Genomic DNA, 13491 nt, shown 5'->3' with positions numbered 1-13491 from the left:
TGATAAAACCTAATATAGGGATCTTTGGTCGTAGACCAAAGTCTCTCCTCGTTAAACGCGGTCGCTCATCTGTGAATGGCCTCGATAGAGGTTTTCTCATACGGCTATTTTGGTTATGTTTAGTCCATGTCATCAATGGTTTACCTCCTTGTTATGTGGATGGCCGATACTGGCATCTCTTCTGTGGTCTCGGAGGACTTAAGGAGTGGTAGGTAGCTGCGCATCGATTTTGACATCCTGCGTACCATAATTAGCGAACCAGCCTTTGATCTTGGCTTGATCGTTAGAGAATGCTAGTGAAAGTAGAAGCATGAGACGAGCATGCTGCGCATTGAGGTTGTCACCTGCAATAATGCCATCCGTAGTTCCAGGATACATCGTGCCTGAACCTGTTCTAGTCGTTGTAACGAAGAGTACGCCTTGTTTAATTGCTTCGGTACGGGCTGCACTCATTTTGGCAGAAATACCGCCTGCGCCGGTTCCAGCTGTTACAATCCCTTTCGCACCATCAGCAACCAGACCTTTAATAGCCCCTCCGCCTGCTTCTTGATAGCTATAGACGATTTCAACGGCAGGCAATTTATCTTTCGTGATCGTCTTCAAATCGAAAGGTGTAGCCCAATCCGTTGTACCAGCTTTCACTGCTCGAGCAGGAGCGCGGTAAATGCGGATACTATCGTCAATGTACCCCAGTGCACCAAGCATAGGTGTCTCAAAAGTGTCCATACGGTGCGCGTTGGACTTCGTCACTTCTCTAGCTGCATGAACGACATCGTTCAACATAAGCACAGTGCCAAACCATTTCGTCTTGCCGCTGCCAGCCAGCTTAATCGCATTGTACAGGTTAGCTGGAGCATCAGTACCGATAACGTCCCATGGCCGCATAGCGCCGGTTACGACGACTGGCTTTTCACTGCGAACGGTCAGATCAAGGAAGTAGGCAATCTCTTCCATGGTATCGGTTCCAGTTGTAACTACGGCACTATCATACACCTGAAGCGCTTGATCCACAGTAAGCGAAAGATCGTAAAGATCAGCGATGGTGTAGCCGCCTGATCCTTTGTTACCGAATTGGTAGGTTGTCACATCAGCGATTTTTTGTTTACCCGGCAATTGTTTCACCATGTCTTCAATTAAATATGTACCTGCTCTATAGTTCTGGAAGCTTGTGCTATCTTCAGCTTTACCGGCAAGGGTGCCGCCAGTTCCGATGACGATCACGTTAGAGAGTGATGATTGCTTAAATGAGTCAGAAAGCGCAGGAATCGGAATGCTAGCTGGTTGAACTGGAGCATCCGCTGCGAAAGCTAGTGAAGATCCGCTCCCCAACATGGTAATAGTAAGTAAAGAGAAAAGGACACGCTTGAAAACTTTTTTGCTTCGTTCTAATGTCATGAAATATTACCTCCCGTGAATGGTGTTGGTATGTAAGACAAGATAATCTTATATCGTGTTAGATAAACTGACAAATTCATCAAACTCTTAGAAAGCGATAACAACCATGCCGTACATTCAATAATCTATCTTATACTCTGTTATTCTATGTTTTTAAGCTTGTTTTTTATTTCCAATGATTTTACAAAGCAATATAATTATAGAAAAACAATATATTAATGTTAGATAACATTACATAAAATAAATTTATAGCTTAATGTCGGTGTCATGGAGATTTCAAAAGTAATAAACATAAAACAAAATAACGATATTGTCATTTTGTTTTTGATACTTACTGTGCTATCATGGAACTACTAATAGAGAGGGGGACCAACATGTCCAATGATCTTCCACTAACGAAGGAAGCCATACTAGACGCGGCTGAACAGGTGCTTAGGCGTTATGGACCTGACAAAACTTCCGTTGTCGATGTGGCTCGGGCGCTTCAAGTTAGCCATGGGACTCTTTATCGACACTTTGCAAGTAAAGCCTCATTAAGAGAGGCGGTAACCGAGCGATGGCTGCACAATATTATTTTAGATCCTTTAGAAACTATTGCCGTTCAGTCTGGAGGTAGTGCTAAAGAGCGTTTGCGCTCGTGGCTTGAAATCTTGGTCCATACGAAGAGGACCTATGCAATCAATGATTCCGAAATGTTTGCCATGTACGCGGCTGTTACATTAGATGCCGTTGAAATGATAACTACGCATGTCAATCAATTAATCGATCAGATTGCCCGGATTATTGAAGAAGGAATAAAGTCTAAAGAATTCAAACTCGTTGAATCAAACGCTACTGCGAGGGCTATTTTTATTGCTACTTCGCGTTTCCATCATCCTGCACATGCGCATGAGTGGTCCTCAGATACGATTGATCAAGAATTTGCATCGGTTTGGGTTTTGCTACTTTCTGGAATCTCTTAGCAGATGAATGTGTAAATAAAGCCCTTCTGATGAAAATAATCAGAAGGGCTTTTGCTTTGAATAGGAAGTGTTGATATTTTCCGGGACTCGAAGGAACCCCGTTTCACCCAAGCATCCGCTTGATCTCAACCGCAATAAGTCGTACGCCGGCTTCGATCCGCTCCTCGGATACTTGCGTTACGCTAAGACTTAACAAATGCTCAGGCTTAAACGCAGGTAAGTAATAAGGTTGGAGGTCCTGCAGAATAACACGCTTCTTACGCAATCTATCCAACAGGGTTGGGATGTGCAGTTGAGCTGGGACGTTGATATGGGTGTACACACCCGAGATCACCTCAGATGGAGATAGGAATGCGGTGTCACTGTTTGATAGCAAGGATTTATTCAGATGCATTAATCTACGCGAATAAGAATCTCTGATTTTTCGCTTGCGCCGTTCAAACATACCACTCTGAATATAAATTTCTAATGCTGCTTGCGAGAGAATGGAACTGTCGATGTCCGATAATTTCTTGTAATTGTTGAATGTGGGCGTAAGGTCCGAAGGGAGGACGGCTGCGCCTACTCGTAATCCTGGAAACAAGATCTTGGAGTAACTTTTTAAATAAACAACATGGGTTGAAGCATAAGCGAAGATGGGGTCAGATTTCGTATCGTTCTCCAAATCAGCCAGATAATCATCTTCGACGATGTAGACGTCATAGCGTTTGGCTAGTTGGGCAATTGCTTTCTTCGTTTGTTCCGAATAAGAGCTACCGAGAGGATTATGGAAGCGGGGCATTGTATAGAAGAACTTAATATCTTCTGTACGGAATAAGCGCTCTAATTCATCTAGATCGATGCCGCTGACTGTTCTTGCGATGCCAAAAGTAGGGATTTGATAAAGTTCTAAAAGGCGTATAAACAAATAATAACTCGGTTGTTCAAGCAATACCCCTCGTTTTCCATTCGGAAAAGGCATCAAAGCCAAGACGGATAAGGCTTGCTGAACACCTGATGTAATATGTAGGTTGCTTGGATTCGTGAACACCTGATAGTTGGCCAAATGCTTGGTTAACACCTTTAATAACGAAGGCAATCCTTGTGGGGTTCCGTACACGAACAGTTCATTCTTATAAGTATCAATCGCTTTATTTATACAATGTTTAAAATCGAGATAAGGAAACAGCTCAGGGTCTGGAGCTCCCGAAGAGAAATCATAGACTGCTTGTTCCGTAGGATGGATGCCATCTGTTCTCTTCTGTACCGCATAATACCCGCTTTGAGGGATGGAGTAAATGAGATGGCGATTCTCAAGCTCTGTATAGGCGCGAATGACCGTGCTCTTATTGCAAGAATAGGTGATGGACAGCTCCCTTATTGACGGCAGCTTTTGTCCGGATCGTATTTGTCCATCCTCAATTCGCCGTTCGATGTCATTGAAAATAAGAGAATATTTATGCATAGATATGTCCCCCGTCCCATAATTGTACCGGAACAGTTGGTTGGTAAATAGATTGAAGTACGACAGTATTCGTTCTATGCTATAACCAACAGCTGGCCGGCACCATTACCAATAAAGTACCATAAATTCGTTAGGAAGTGGGGGAATTATGAATAACCGAAAAGGAATCAAACTTGCTTATATATTTGCCATACTAAATGCGGTGATCATTGGATTTTCTTTCTTGTTTGCCAAAATAGCTCTTGATCATGCTAACCCGCTCGATACGCTTACCTTTCGTTTTACCGTTTCGTTCGCAGTCTTCTCCATCCCGGTTGCACTTGGCTTGGTTAAGCTGAATTACCGTGGAAAACCGATAATCAAAGCGCTGCTGCTGGCCACGACATATCCGCTAGGCTTCTTTACGCTTCAAGCGTATGGGCTGCTGCATACCTCTTCGGCTGAGGGAGGCATCCTGTACGCATTCACGCCGATCGTAACGATGGTGTTTGCTTCCTTGTTTCTGAAGGAAACCACAAACGTCTTGCAGAAACTATCGATTTTCCTCTCTGTATCCGGCGTTTTGTTTATTTTCATCATGAAGGGGAGCACGCTAGATTTGTCAAACATGACAGGGATCATTCTGTTGGTTCTTACTTGTGTGGCTTTTGCTGGATACAGTGTTCTGGCTCGTTCGCTTTCGAAGCAGTTTAGCCCAGCGGAGATCAGTTATTTTATGCTCGGAATAGGATTTGCTACCTTTCTTGTTGTTTCGCTTTCGAGTCATGCTAGTGCGGGGACACTTGAGATCTTTCTTTCACCGCTGTCTAACCCTTCATTTATTGTGGCGATACTCTTCCTAGGCTTGTTCTCCTCACTGGTGACGGCTTTGACAGGTAACTATGTCTTGTCCAAGATAGAAGCTTCCAAAATGAGCGTATTCACTAATTTATCAACCATCGTCTCCATAGCGGCTGGGGCCCTTTTTCTTGGGGAAAAAGTGACAATGTATCACTTGATCGGCTCTGTGATGATTCTAACAGGGGTGATCGGGACGCAATATTTGGGCCGATATAAAGTGACTTTGCCAAAGGTTAAAGCTGATCGTGTAAGAGGGTGAGAAGTGAATGGGATATGGGAAATCGCAGTTATGTTATTAATGCCCGCGCTGAAGTAGAATCATTCGAGTTCTAGGAATTCATTTCATTCCTAACTATGATGAAATTCTGGAGGCTTCTATATAAGCTAGATAGTTGCTTCCCACTAAGACGCCACGCGGCGTCTTTTTTTGTTTTATCTAAAAAGTAACGGGGATTGGTTTTTTATAACTACATCCTTACATACAATCAATTAGGTAAAGTATTAGAGGGAAGGGGTATGAGATGATGGAACAAACATTGTTTGAGCATCGATTTTGGCTGCAAATTTTAGGGGATCACGCGAGGTTTATATATAATGCCCTTGCTCCTGAGGAGATCAAAGATATTGCTATCGCCCATTCCTACATAAACCAATATGATCAGCTCCTTGGTCAAGCGCGAATGAAGGAAGTTGCCAATTTGGCTCAATTAAACAAACAAGCTTACGATTTAACGGCAAATTTACGCGAGTATAAATTGAATCTTTTAGATCGTCTTTTACTCGGGCAAATAAAGCTTGGATTAACACCGACCTTTCTCAATCATATGTTGAATGAGCTTGAAGAGTACTTCAAAATACTTATTGTGCTCCTGGAGGGTAAGCCGGTCCCGAAGTATGCTCCTTTGCATCATGATTTGCTTTGGCTAAGTGATGCTGCTGGTCATGCGTCAGCTATTGCAATGGACTTGGATGCGGTAGAGAAGAGATTAATCAAGAAAAGCGAGCAATTTGAGAAGAATTTCAATGAGTTTTATTTAAAAGCGATTGAACTTGCAGGTTATTTACGTACGTTGCGAGCTAGTTACCCTTCAATTAACAAATTCCATTCTGATATTAATATGGAAATGTCTATATTCATGGCTTTCTTGAAAGAAGTCGAGGAGCTTGGGCTAAGTGCAGAGCTGTTATCGCGTATTAACCCTCTCGTGCCTGATCATATGTATCGCGAAGAGTGCTACTATTTATTGAAGTTGTCTCAAAGCGGCGTTGTTCCCCCGCAGAATTGCGATCCCACAAAACCTAGGGTCATGTAGTTCCTAAAAAGAATCTCCATTAAGAAGACGATAAGAAGTCGATAAAAAAAGGCTGTTCCTAATTGGAATCTGCCTTTTTCGTTTATATTTAAAAAACATTATAATTGTAAAAAATAAAACATTGCTATGTGTTTGTAATCCATGTTATATTATCACTCCGGCCGCAAGACAGGCTGGTGAAAGTAACTAGAAAAAAACTAGTTGCAAAATAAAAATCAGTATGGTATATTACTTCTCGCTGCTTCGGTAACACGGCAGTGAGCGAAAGAAATTGATCTTTGAAAACTGAACAACGAGTGAGTAAGCACGAACGAGAAATCGTTCAAAAAAAGAGATTGCAAAATCTCGCTAGCAAGTCAATGAGCATTTCAGCTTTCATATAGTTTTACTATTATGGAGAGTTTGATCCTGGCTCAGGACGAACGCTGGCGGCGTGCCTAATACATGCAAGTCGAGCGGACTTATCCTTCGGGATAAGTTAGCGGCGGACGGGTGAGTAACACGTAGGTAACCTGCCTATAAGATCGGGATAACTATCGGAAACGATAGCTAAGACCGGATAACTGGTTTTCTCGCATGAGAGAATCATGAAACACGGAGCAATCTGTGGCTTATAGATGGGCCTGCGGCGCATTAGCTAGTTGGTAGGGTAACGGCCTACCAAGGCGACGATGCGTAGCCGACCTGAGAGGGTGAACGGCCACACTGGGACTGAGACACGGCCCAGACTCCTACGGGAGGCAGCAGTAGGGAATCTTCCGCAATGGACGCAAGTCTGACGGAGCAACGCCGCGTGAGTGATGAAGGTTTTCGGATCGTAAAGCTCTGTTGCCCTAGACGAACAGCAAGAGGAGTAACTGCCTTTTGTGTGACGGTATAGGAGAAGAAAGCCCCGGCTAACTACGTGCCAGCAGCCGCGGTAATACGTAGGGGGCAAGCGTTGTCCGGAATTATTGGGCGTAAAGCGCGCGCAGGCGGTCAATTAAGTTGGGTGTTTAAGCCCGGGGCTCAACCCCGGTTCGCATCCAAAACTGGTTGACTTGAGTGTAGGAGAGGAAAGTGGAATTCCACGTGTAGCGGTGAAATGCGTAGAGATGTGGAGGAACACCAGTGGCGAAGGCGACTTTCTGGCCTATAACTGACGCTGAGGCGCGAAAGCGTGGGGAGCAAACAGGATTAGATACCCTGGTAGTCCACGCCGTAAACGATGCATACTAGGTGTTGGGGATTCGATTCCTCGGTGCCGAAGTTAACACAGTAAGTATGCCGCCTGGGGAGTACGCTCGCAAGAGTGAAACTCAAAGGAATTGACGGGGACCCGCACAAGCAGTGGAGTATGTGGTTTAATTCGAAGCAACGCGAAGAACCTTACCAGGTCTTGACATCCCGATGTAACACCTAGAGATAGGTGCCCTCTTCGGAGCATTGGAGACAGGTGGTGCATGGTTGTCGTCAGCTCGTGTCGTGAGATGTTGGGTTAAGTCCCGCAACGAGCGCAACCCTTGATCTTAGTTGCCAGCACTTTGGGTGGGCACTCTAAGATGACTGCCGGTGACAAACCGGAGGAAGGTGGGGATGACGTCAAATCATCATGCCCCTTATGACCTGGGCTACACACGTACTACAATGGTCGGTACAACGGGAAGCGAAGCCGCGAGGTGGAGCCAATCCTTATAAGCCGATCTCAGTTCGGATTGCAGGCTGCAACTCGCCTGCATGAAGTCGGAATTGCTAGTAATCGCGGATCAGCATGCCGCGGTGAATACGTTCCCGGGTCTTGTACACACCGCCCGTCACACCACGAGAGTTTACAACACCCGAAGTCGGTGGGGTAACCCGCAAGGGAGCCAGCCGCCGAAGGTGGGGTAGATGATTGGGGTGAAGTCGTAACAAGGTAGCCGTATCGGAAGGTGCGGCTGGATCACCTCCTTTCTATGGAGACTCGGATCTGATAGATCCAGTCAAGTGATATATAGGGATCTTTGATCGTAGATCAAAGTCTCTCATTGTTCACACAAACCGCTTACTCACTCGTGTTCAGTTTTGAAAGAGCAATCTTTCAAAAGTATTATAGTTGTTCCTTGAAAACTAGATAACGAAACAAAACGTAAAGTAAGAACTTAGGTTGTGTTAACCTTCGGGTTACACAAAAATCTTTAACTCTTTCCAATAGGAGAGACTTTTGCTTAGCGCAAAAGATCCCTATAAATGGTTAAGCTAGAAAGAGCACACGGAGGATGCCTAGGCACTAGGAGCCGAAGAAGGACGTGGCGAACGACGAAATGCCTCGGGGAGCCGTAAGCAGGCTTTGATCCGGGGATGTCCGAATGGGGGAACCCAGCTGTGGTAATGCGCAGTTACCATGCAGTGAATACATAGCTGCATTGGAGGCATACCCAGGGAACTGAAACATCTAAGTACCTGGAGGAAAAGAAAACAAAAGTGATTCCGTCAGTAGCGGCGAGCGAAAGCGGAATAGCCCAAACCAAGGAGCTTGCTCCTTGGGGTTGTAGGACCTCGTTGTGGGGTTAGTTCGGTAGGCGAAGAGATCTGGAAAGGTCCGGCATAGAAGGTAAAAGCCCTGTAGCCAAAATCGAACGAAACCCCTAGAGGTATCCTGAGTACGGCGGGTCACGTGAAACCCCGTCGGAATCCGGCAGGACCATCTGCCAAGGCTAAATACTCCCTAGTGACCGATAGTGAAGCAGTACCGTGAGGGAAAGGTGAAAAGCACCGCGGAAGCGGAGTGAAAAAGAACCTGAAACCGTGTGCTTACAAGAAGTCAGAGCCCTCTATATGGGTGATGGCGTGCCTTTTGTAGAATGAACCGGCGAGTTACGTTCCCGTGCGAGGTTAAGTTGAAAAGACGGAGCCGTAGCGAAAGCGAGTCTGAATAGGGCGCTTTAGTACGTGGACGTAGACCCGAAACCGTGTGATCTACCCCTGTCCAGGGTGAAGGTGAGGTAACACTCACTGGAGGCCCGAACCCACGCATGTTGAAAAATGCGGGGATGAGGTGGGGGTAGCGGAGAAATTCCAATCGAACTCGGAGATAGCTGGTTCTCCCCGAAATAGCTTTAGGGCTAGCCTCGGATGTTGAGTTGTGGAGGTAAAGCACTGATTGGGTGCGGGGCCCGCCAAGGGTTACCAAGTCCAGTCAAACTCTGAATGCCACAAACTTAAATCCGGGAGTCAGACAGTGAGTGCTAAGATCCATTGTCAAAAGGGAAACAGCCCAGACCATCAGCTAAGGTCCCCAAGTGTGTGTTAAGTGGGAAAGGATGTGGAGTTGCACAGACAACCAGGATGTTGGCTTAGAAGCAGCCACCATTGAAAGAGTGCGTAATAGCTCACTGGTCGAGTGACTCTGCGCCGAAAATGTAACGGGGCTAAACACGCCACCGAAGCTATGGCTTGCACTTTAGTGCATGGGTAGGGGAGCGTTGTATGTACGTTGAATTCTGACCGTAAGGACAGGTGGAGCGCATACAAGTGAGAATGCCGGTATAAGTAACGAAAAGATCAGTGAGAATCTGATCCGCCGAAAACCTAAGGGTTCCTGAGGAAGGCTCGTCCGCTCAGGGTAAGTCGGGACCTAAGGCGAGGCCGAAAGGCGTAGTCGATGGACAACAGGTGGAAATTCCTGTACCACCGTAGCCGTTATGAGCAATGGAGTGACGCAGAAGGATAGTGACGCGAGCTGATGGATGCTCGTCCAAGCAGTGAGGCTGATGTGTAGGCAAATCCGCACATCGTTAAGGCTGGGCTGTGATGGGGAGGGAAATTTAAGTACCGAAGGTCATGAGTTCACACTGCCAAGAAAAGCTTCTAGCCAGGCGAAGGTGCCCGTACCGCAAACCGACACAGGTGGGTGAGAAGAGAATTCTAAGGCGCGCGGAAGAACTCTCGTTAAGGAACTCGGCAAAATGACCCCGTAACTTCGGGAGAAGGGGTGCCTCGGTAGGGTGAATAGCCCGAGGGGGCCGCAGTGAAAAGGCCCAAGCGACTGTTTAGCAAAAACACAGGTCTGTGCGAAGCCGCAAGGCGAAGTATACGGGCTGACGCCTGCCCGGTGCTGGAAGGTTAAGAGGAGTGGTTAGGGACCTCGGTTCCGAAGCTATGAATTGAAGCCCCAGTAAACGGCGGCCGTAACTATAACGGTCCTAAGGTAGCGAAATTCCTTGTCAGGTAAATTCTGACCCGCACGAATGGCGTAACGACTTGGGCGCTGTCTCAACGAGAGATCCGGTGAAATTTTAATACCTGTGAAGATGCAGGTTACCCGCGACAAGACGGAAAGACCCCATGGAGCTTTACTGCAGCTTGATATTGGACTTTGGTACGATCTGTACAGGATAGGTGGGAGCCTTTGAAGCCTGAGCGCCAGCTTGGGTGGAGGCATCGTTGGGATACCACCCTGATCGTATCGGAGTTCTAACCTGGTACCGTGATCCGGTATGGGGACAGTGTCAGGTGGGCAGTTTGACTGGGGCGGTCGCCTCCTAAAATGTAACGGAGGCGTTTAAAGGTTCCCTCAGAATGGTTGGAAATCATTCGCAGAGTGCAAAGGCATAAGGGAGCTTGACTGCGAGACCTACAAGTCGAGCAGGGACGAAAGTCGGACTTAGTGATCCGGTGGTACCGAATGGAAGGGCCATCGCTCAACGGATAAAAGCTACCCTGGGGATAACAGGCTTATCTCCCCCAAGAGTCCACATCGACGGGGAGGTTTGGCACCTCGATGTCGGCTCATCGCATCCTGGGGCTGAAGTAGGTCCCAAGGGTTGGGCTGTTCGCCCATTAAAGCGGTACGCGAGCTGGGTTCAGAACGTCGTGAGACAGTTCGGTCCCTATCTGTCGCGGGCGTAGGAAATTTGAGAGGAGCTGTCCTTAGTACGAGAGGACCGGGATGGACGTACCGCTGGTGTACCAGTTGTCTCGCCAGAGGCATCGCTGGGTAGCTATGTACGGAGGGGATAAGCGCTGAAAGCATCTAAGCGCGAAGCCCCCCTCAAGATGAGATTTCCCAGTATGTAAGACCCCTTGTAGACGACGAGGTTGATAGGTTCGAGGTGGAAGTGCAGCAATGCATGCAGCTGACGAATACTAATCGGTCGAGGGCTTAACCAATAAACCTAAAATTTTAACTTTACGCAAGTTTCGTATCTAGTTTTCAAGGCGCAAACCACGCTTTGACTGTTTGGTGATGATGGCGGAGGGGACCCACGCGTTCCCATCTCGAACACGACCGTTAAGCCCTCCAGCGTCGATGGTACTTGAACCGCAGGGTTCTGGGAGAGTAGAACGTTGCCAAGCAGTACCCACTAGTTGGGTATTTTTTTTGCCGCCTCTTTTGCGTGGAAGTAAGGCCCGTTGGTCAAGTGGTTAAGACACCTCCCTTTCACGGAGGTAACAGGGGTTCGAGTCCCCTACGGGTCATTAATAACCCCCACAAGGGCATATTTCTCATGAACGCTTAGCTCAGCTGGGAGAGCACTACCTTGACAGGGTAGGGGTCGGCGGTTCGATCCCGTCAGCGTTCACCATATCATGTACATTTTGGAGCTGTGGTGTAGTGGCCTAACATGCCTGCCTGTCACGCAGGAGACCGCGGGTTCGAATCCCGTCAGCTCCGCCATTTACACCAAAAAGTGATCATCAAGCATGGCTCGGTAGCTCAGTCGGTAGAGCAGAGGACTGAAAATCCTCGTGTCGGCGGTTCGATTCCGTCCCGAGCCACCACTTTACCCCAAAAAGTGAAGTATAGTATAAGGTATAGTTTCCGATTACTTTTCGGGGACCCCATAACTAAATAAGCCGTTGTAGCTCAACTGGTAGAGCAACTGACTTGTAATCAGTAGGTTGGGGGTTCAAGTCCTCTCGACGGCACCACAGTACCCAAAAAAGCGAAGCGTTGTAATAACGCCGAGTACTTTTCGGACTCAGCAAGACTTATTCATATGGCGGTCGTGGCGAAGGGGTTAACGCACTGGTTTGTGGATCCAGCATTCGCGGGTTCAAGTCCCGTCGTCCGCCCATTTTTTCAAAACTCATGTCTTACATGAGTCATTAGCTCAGTTGGTAGAGCACCTGACTTTTAATCAGGGTGTCGTAGGTTCGAATCCTACATGACTCACTTGCCTTATTTACAGCATGCGCGTATGGCGGAATTGGCAGACGCACTAGACTTAGGATCTAGCGGGCGACCGTGGGGGTTCAAGTCCCTCTACGCGCATTCCAAAGTGACGAACTGGATTGTAGTTTAGTTACTTCCAGTTCGGAGCTTTCAATTAAGCCGGAGTGGCGGAATCGGCAGACGCACAGGACTTAAAATCCTGCGGTAGGTGACTACCGTACCGGTTCAAGTCCGGTCTTCGGCATTATCATCTTAACTGCAGGCGCGCCTTAACACATCAAGGTGCGCCGTATAAGCCGGCGTGGCGGAATGGCAGACGCGCTCGACTCAAAATCGAGTTCTAACGAGTGGAGGTTCGAGTCCTCTCGCCGGTATCGCATTATAAAGTAAAGTGGTTGAACAGGAAGCTTTCCTGATCATCCACTTTTTTTGTCGTTTAATCACCAAATAGGATTTCGACAAGGGCAGTCCCTTTGATCACGAGGAGCCTTAGGTGACTGTCTATTTTTGCAGGTGCGTCACTTGGGGTACTGCATTCTGAAAAGTTTTGGCTTAGTGCCCGTATAGCCGAACGTTTTTTTCATACATAAGGCAATATAATTGATGTGGAAATGGAGTGCTTCTGCTAACTCATAATGAGATCAATCAGATGGTAGCCAAAGAATTTCTAAGTGAGAAGGGGATGTGTTTGTCGATGTGGCGGAGAATGGTGCGGTAGATATAAACATGGTAGGATATAAGCGGTATGACGCCATTTTAATGAACTTGCAAATGCCTGTGATGGACGGATATGAGGCTACGCATCAAATCATAAAGATAGGCTACAAAGTTCCACCCATTATCGCTATGACGGCTGATGCGGTGAAGGGCGTTAAGGAGCAAGTGCTTGAAGCAGGAATGAAGGCTTATATAACAAAGCCCTTTGAACCCATTGAGCTGTTCAGTGTGGGGAAATAAAACGGAATTATATCATCGAATTTTACGGCTATTTGTGCAAAATCATGCAGAAACAGCTGTAAAAATTCGAGAGGCGCTTCAAGCAGACGACATCAAGAAAGCTATATTGCTGGTTCATACGCTGAAAGGGATTGCTTCTAATATTGGGGCGATAGATATTTCCAGCTCGGCCTATGTCTTGCAGGTTGCAATGGATGAAACAATTCTTGATTCACAAAGTAACTATGAACAGCTGGAATCTAAGCTGACAGAAGTTAATCGCAAATTAGAAGGGGTTTTAGCAGCGATAGATAACTATATGAGGTAGCATAAAAGAGGCAGCGAGTGGGGTTACATTCGTTTGCCTTTTTCATGTTTCTTGGTTCTGATTTTAAAATAAAATTTCATATTTTAAATTTATATTGAAATATTATTTTGTTATTCCTATAATAATAGGTATTCAGT

At 46.7% G+C, this 13491-nt stretch carries 7 protein-coding genes, 10 tRNA genes and 3 rRNA genes; 18 read left to right on the top strand and 2 right to left on the bottom strand.

What is annotated here, in order from left to right; all coding sequences use genetic code 11:
* Positions 1 to 198: 198 nt before the first annotated feature.
* Positions 199 to 1395, bottom strand: coding sequence for an asparaginase domain-containing protein (locus QFZ80_RS27950; RefSeq protein ID WP_307552653.1), 1197 nt, complete (start codon positions 1393 to 1395; stop codon positions 199 to 201).
* A gap of 374 nt (positions 1396 to 1769) precedes the next feature.
* Between QFZ80_RS27950 and QFZ80_RS27945 the strand changes: the two genes are divergently transcribed.
* Positions 1770 to 2357, top strand: a complete 588-nt coding sequence (locus tag QFZ80_RS27945) for a TetR/AcrR family transcriptional regulator (protein ID WP_307562079.1) — start codon at positions 1770 to 1772, stop codon at positions 2355 to 2357.
* Between the two features lie 103 nt (positions 2358 to 2460).
* On the opposite strand, the gene QFZ80_RS27940 is transcribed toward QFZ80_RS27945, so the two are convergent.
* On the bottom strand, positions 2461 to 3801 hold the full coding sequence (locus QFZ80_RS27940) for an aminotransferase-like domain-containing protein (protein ID WP_307552655.1): 1341 nt from the start codon (positions 3799 to 3801) through the stop codon (positions 2461 to 2463).
* Between the two features lie 148 nt (positions 3802 to 3949).
* Here QFZ80_RS27940 and QFZ80_RS27935 point away from each other — a divergent pair, with 148 nt between their 5' ends.
* The 17 genes from QFZ80_RS27935 to QFZ80_RS27855 all read left to right on the top strand — a co-directional run bounded on the left by QFZ80_RS27935 (position 3950) and on the right by QFZ80_RS27855 (position 13354).
* Positions 3950 to 4900 (top strand): DMT family transporter, encoded by a 951-nt coding sequence (locus tag QFZ80_RS27935; protein ID WP_307562078.1) that lies wholly within the window; start codon positions 3950 to 3952, stop codon positions 4898 to 4900.
* Positions 4901 to 5162: 262 nt separating this feature from the next.
* Positions 5163 to 5954, top strand: coding sequence for a DUF2935 domain-containing protein (locus tag QFZ80_RS27930; protein WP_373460179.1), 792 nt, complete (start codon positions 5163 to 5165; stop codon positions 5952 to 5954).
* Between the two features lie 390 nt (positions 5955 to 6344).
* Positions 6345 to 7886 (top strand): 16S ribosomal RNA (locus tag QFZ80_RS27925).
* Between the two features lie 278 nt (positions 7887 to 8164).
* A 23S ribosomal RNA gene (locus tag QFZ80_RS27920) occupies positions 8165 to 11084 on the top strand.
* A 69-nt stretch (positions 11085 to 11153) separates the two neighbouring features.
* Positions 11154 to 11270, top strand: a 5S ribosomal RNA gene (gene rrf, locus QFZ80_RS27915).
* Together the 16S, 23S and 5S rRNA genes with 10 tRNA genes alongside form the textbook arrangement of a ribosomal RNA operon.
* Positions 11271 to 11321: 51 nt before the next feature.
* Positions 11322 to 11393 (top strand) — tRNA-Glu (locus QFZ80_RS27910).
* A 31-nt stretch (positions 11394 to 11424) separates the two neighbouring features.
* Positions 11425 to 11500, top strand: a tRNA-Val gene (locus QFZ80_RS27905).
* Positions 11501 to 11515: 15 nt separating this feature from the next.
* Positions 11516 to 11592, top strand: a tRNA-Asp gene (locus QFZ80_RS27900).
* A 28-nt stretch (positions 11593 to 11620) separates the two neighbouring features.
* Positions 11621 to 11696 (top strand) — tRNA-Phe (locus QFZ80_RS27895).
* 74 nt (positions 11697 to 11770) lie between these two features.
* Positions 11771 to 11846, top strand: a tRNA-Thr gene (locus QFZ80_RS27890).
* 71 nt (positions 11847 to 11917) lie between these two features.
* Positions 11918 to 11990, top strand: a tRNA-His gene (locus tag QFZ80_RS27885).
* 27 nt (positions 11991 to 12017) lie between these two features.
* Positions 12018 to 12090, top strand: a tRNA-Lys gene (locus tag QFZ80_RS27880).
* A 19-nt stretch (positions 12091 to 12109) separates the two neighbouring features.
* A tRNA-Leu gene (locus QFZ80_RS27875) sits at positions 12110 to 12189 on the top strand.
* Between the two features lie 59 nt (positions 12190 to 12248).
* A tRNA-Leu gene (locus QFZ80_RS27870) sits at positions 12249 to 12334 on the top strand.
* Between the two features lie 51 nt (positions 12335 to 12385).
* A tRNA-Leu gene (locus QFZ80_RS27865) sits at positions 12386 to 12464 on the top strand.
* A 310-nt stretch (positions 12465 to 12774) separates the two neighbouring features.
* Positions 12775 to 13047, top strand: coding sequence for a response regulator (locus QFZ80_RS27860; protein WP_307562076.1), 273 nt, complete (start codon positions 12775 to 12777; stop codon positions 13045 to 13047).
* Complete coding sequence (locus tag QFZ80_RS27855; protein WP_307562074.1) at positions 13034 to 13354, top strand: Hpt domain-containing protein; 321 nt, start codon at positions 13034 to 13036, stop codon at positions 13352 to 13354. Before QFZ80_RS27860 ends, QFZ80_RS27855 begins: the two co-directional genes overlap by 14 nt.
* The last annotated feature ends 137 nt before the right edge of the window (positions 13355 to 13491 follow it).

The sequence above is a fragment of the Paenibacillus sp. V4I7 genome (assembly GCF_030817275.1).
Lineage (GTDB): Bacteria > Bacillota > Bacilli > Paenibacillales > NBRC-103111 > Paenibacillus_E.
The sequence above is the reverse complement of the archived record's forward strand: the minus strand, read 5'-3'. Positions and strand labels throughout refer to the sequence as shown.

Coding starts and splice junctions, on each gene's coding strand:
- QFZ80_RS27945 (WP_307562079.1), top strand. CDS start 1,770: ATGTCCAATGATCTTCCACTAACGAAGGAAGCCATACTAGACGCGGCT.
- QFZ80_RS27930 (WP_373460179.1), top strand. CDS start 5,163: ATGATGGAACAAACATTGTTTGAGCATCGATTTTGGCTGCAAATTTTA.
- QFZ80_RS27940 (WP_307552655.1), bottom strand. CDS start 3,801: ATGCATAAATATTCTCTTATTTTCAATGACATCGAACGGCGAATTGAG.
- QFZ80_RS27935 (WP_307562078.1), top strand. CDS start 3,950: ATGAATAACCGAAAAGGAATCAAACTTGCTTATATATTTGCCATACTA.
- QFZ80_RS27950 (WP_307552653.1), bottom strand. CDS start 1,395: ATGACATTAGAACGAAGCAAAAAAGTTTTCAAGCGTGTCCTTTTCTCT.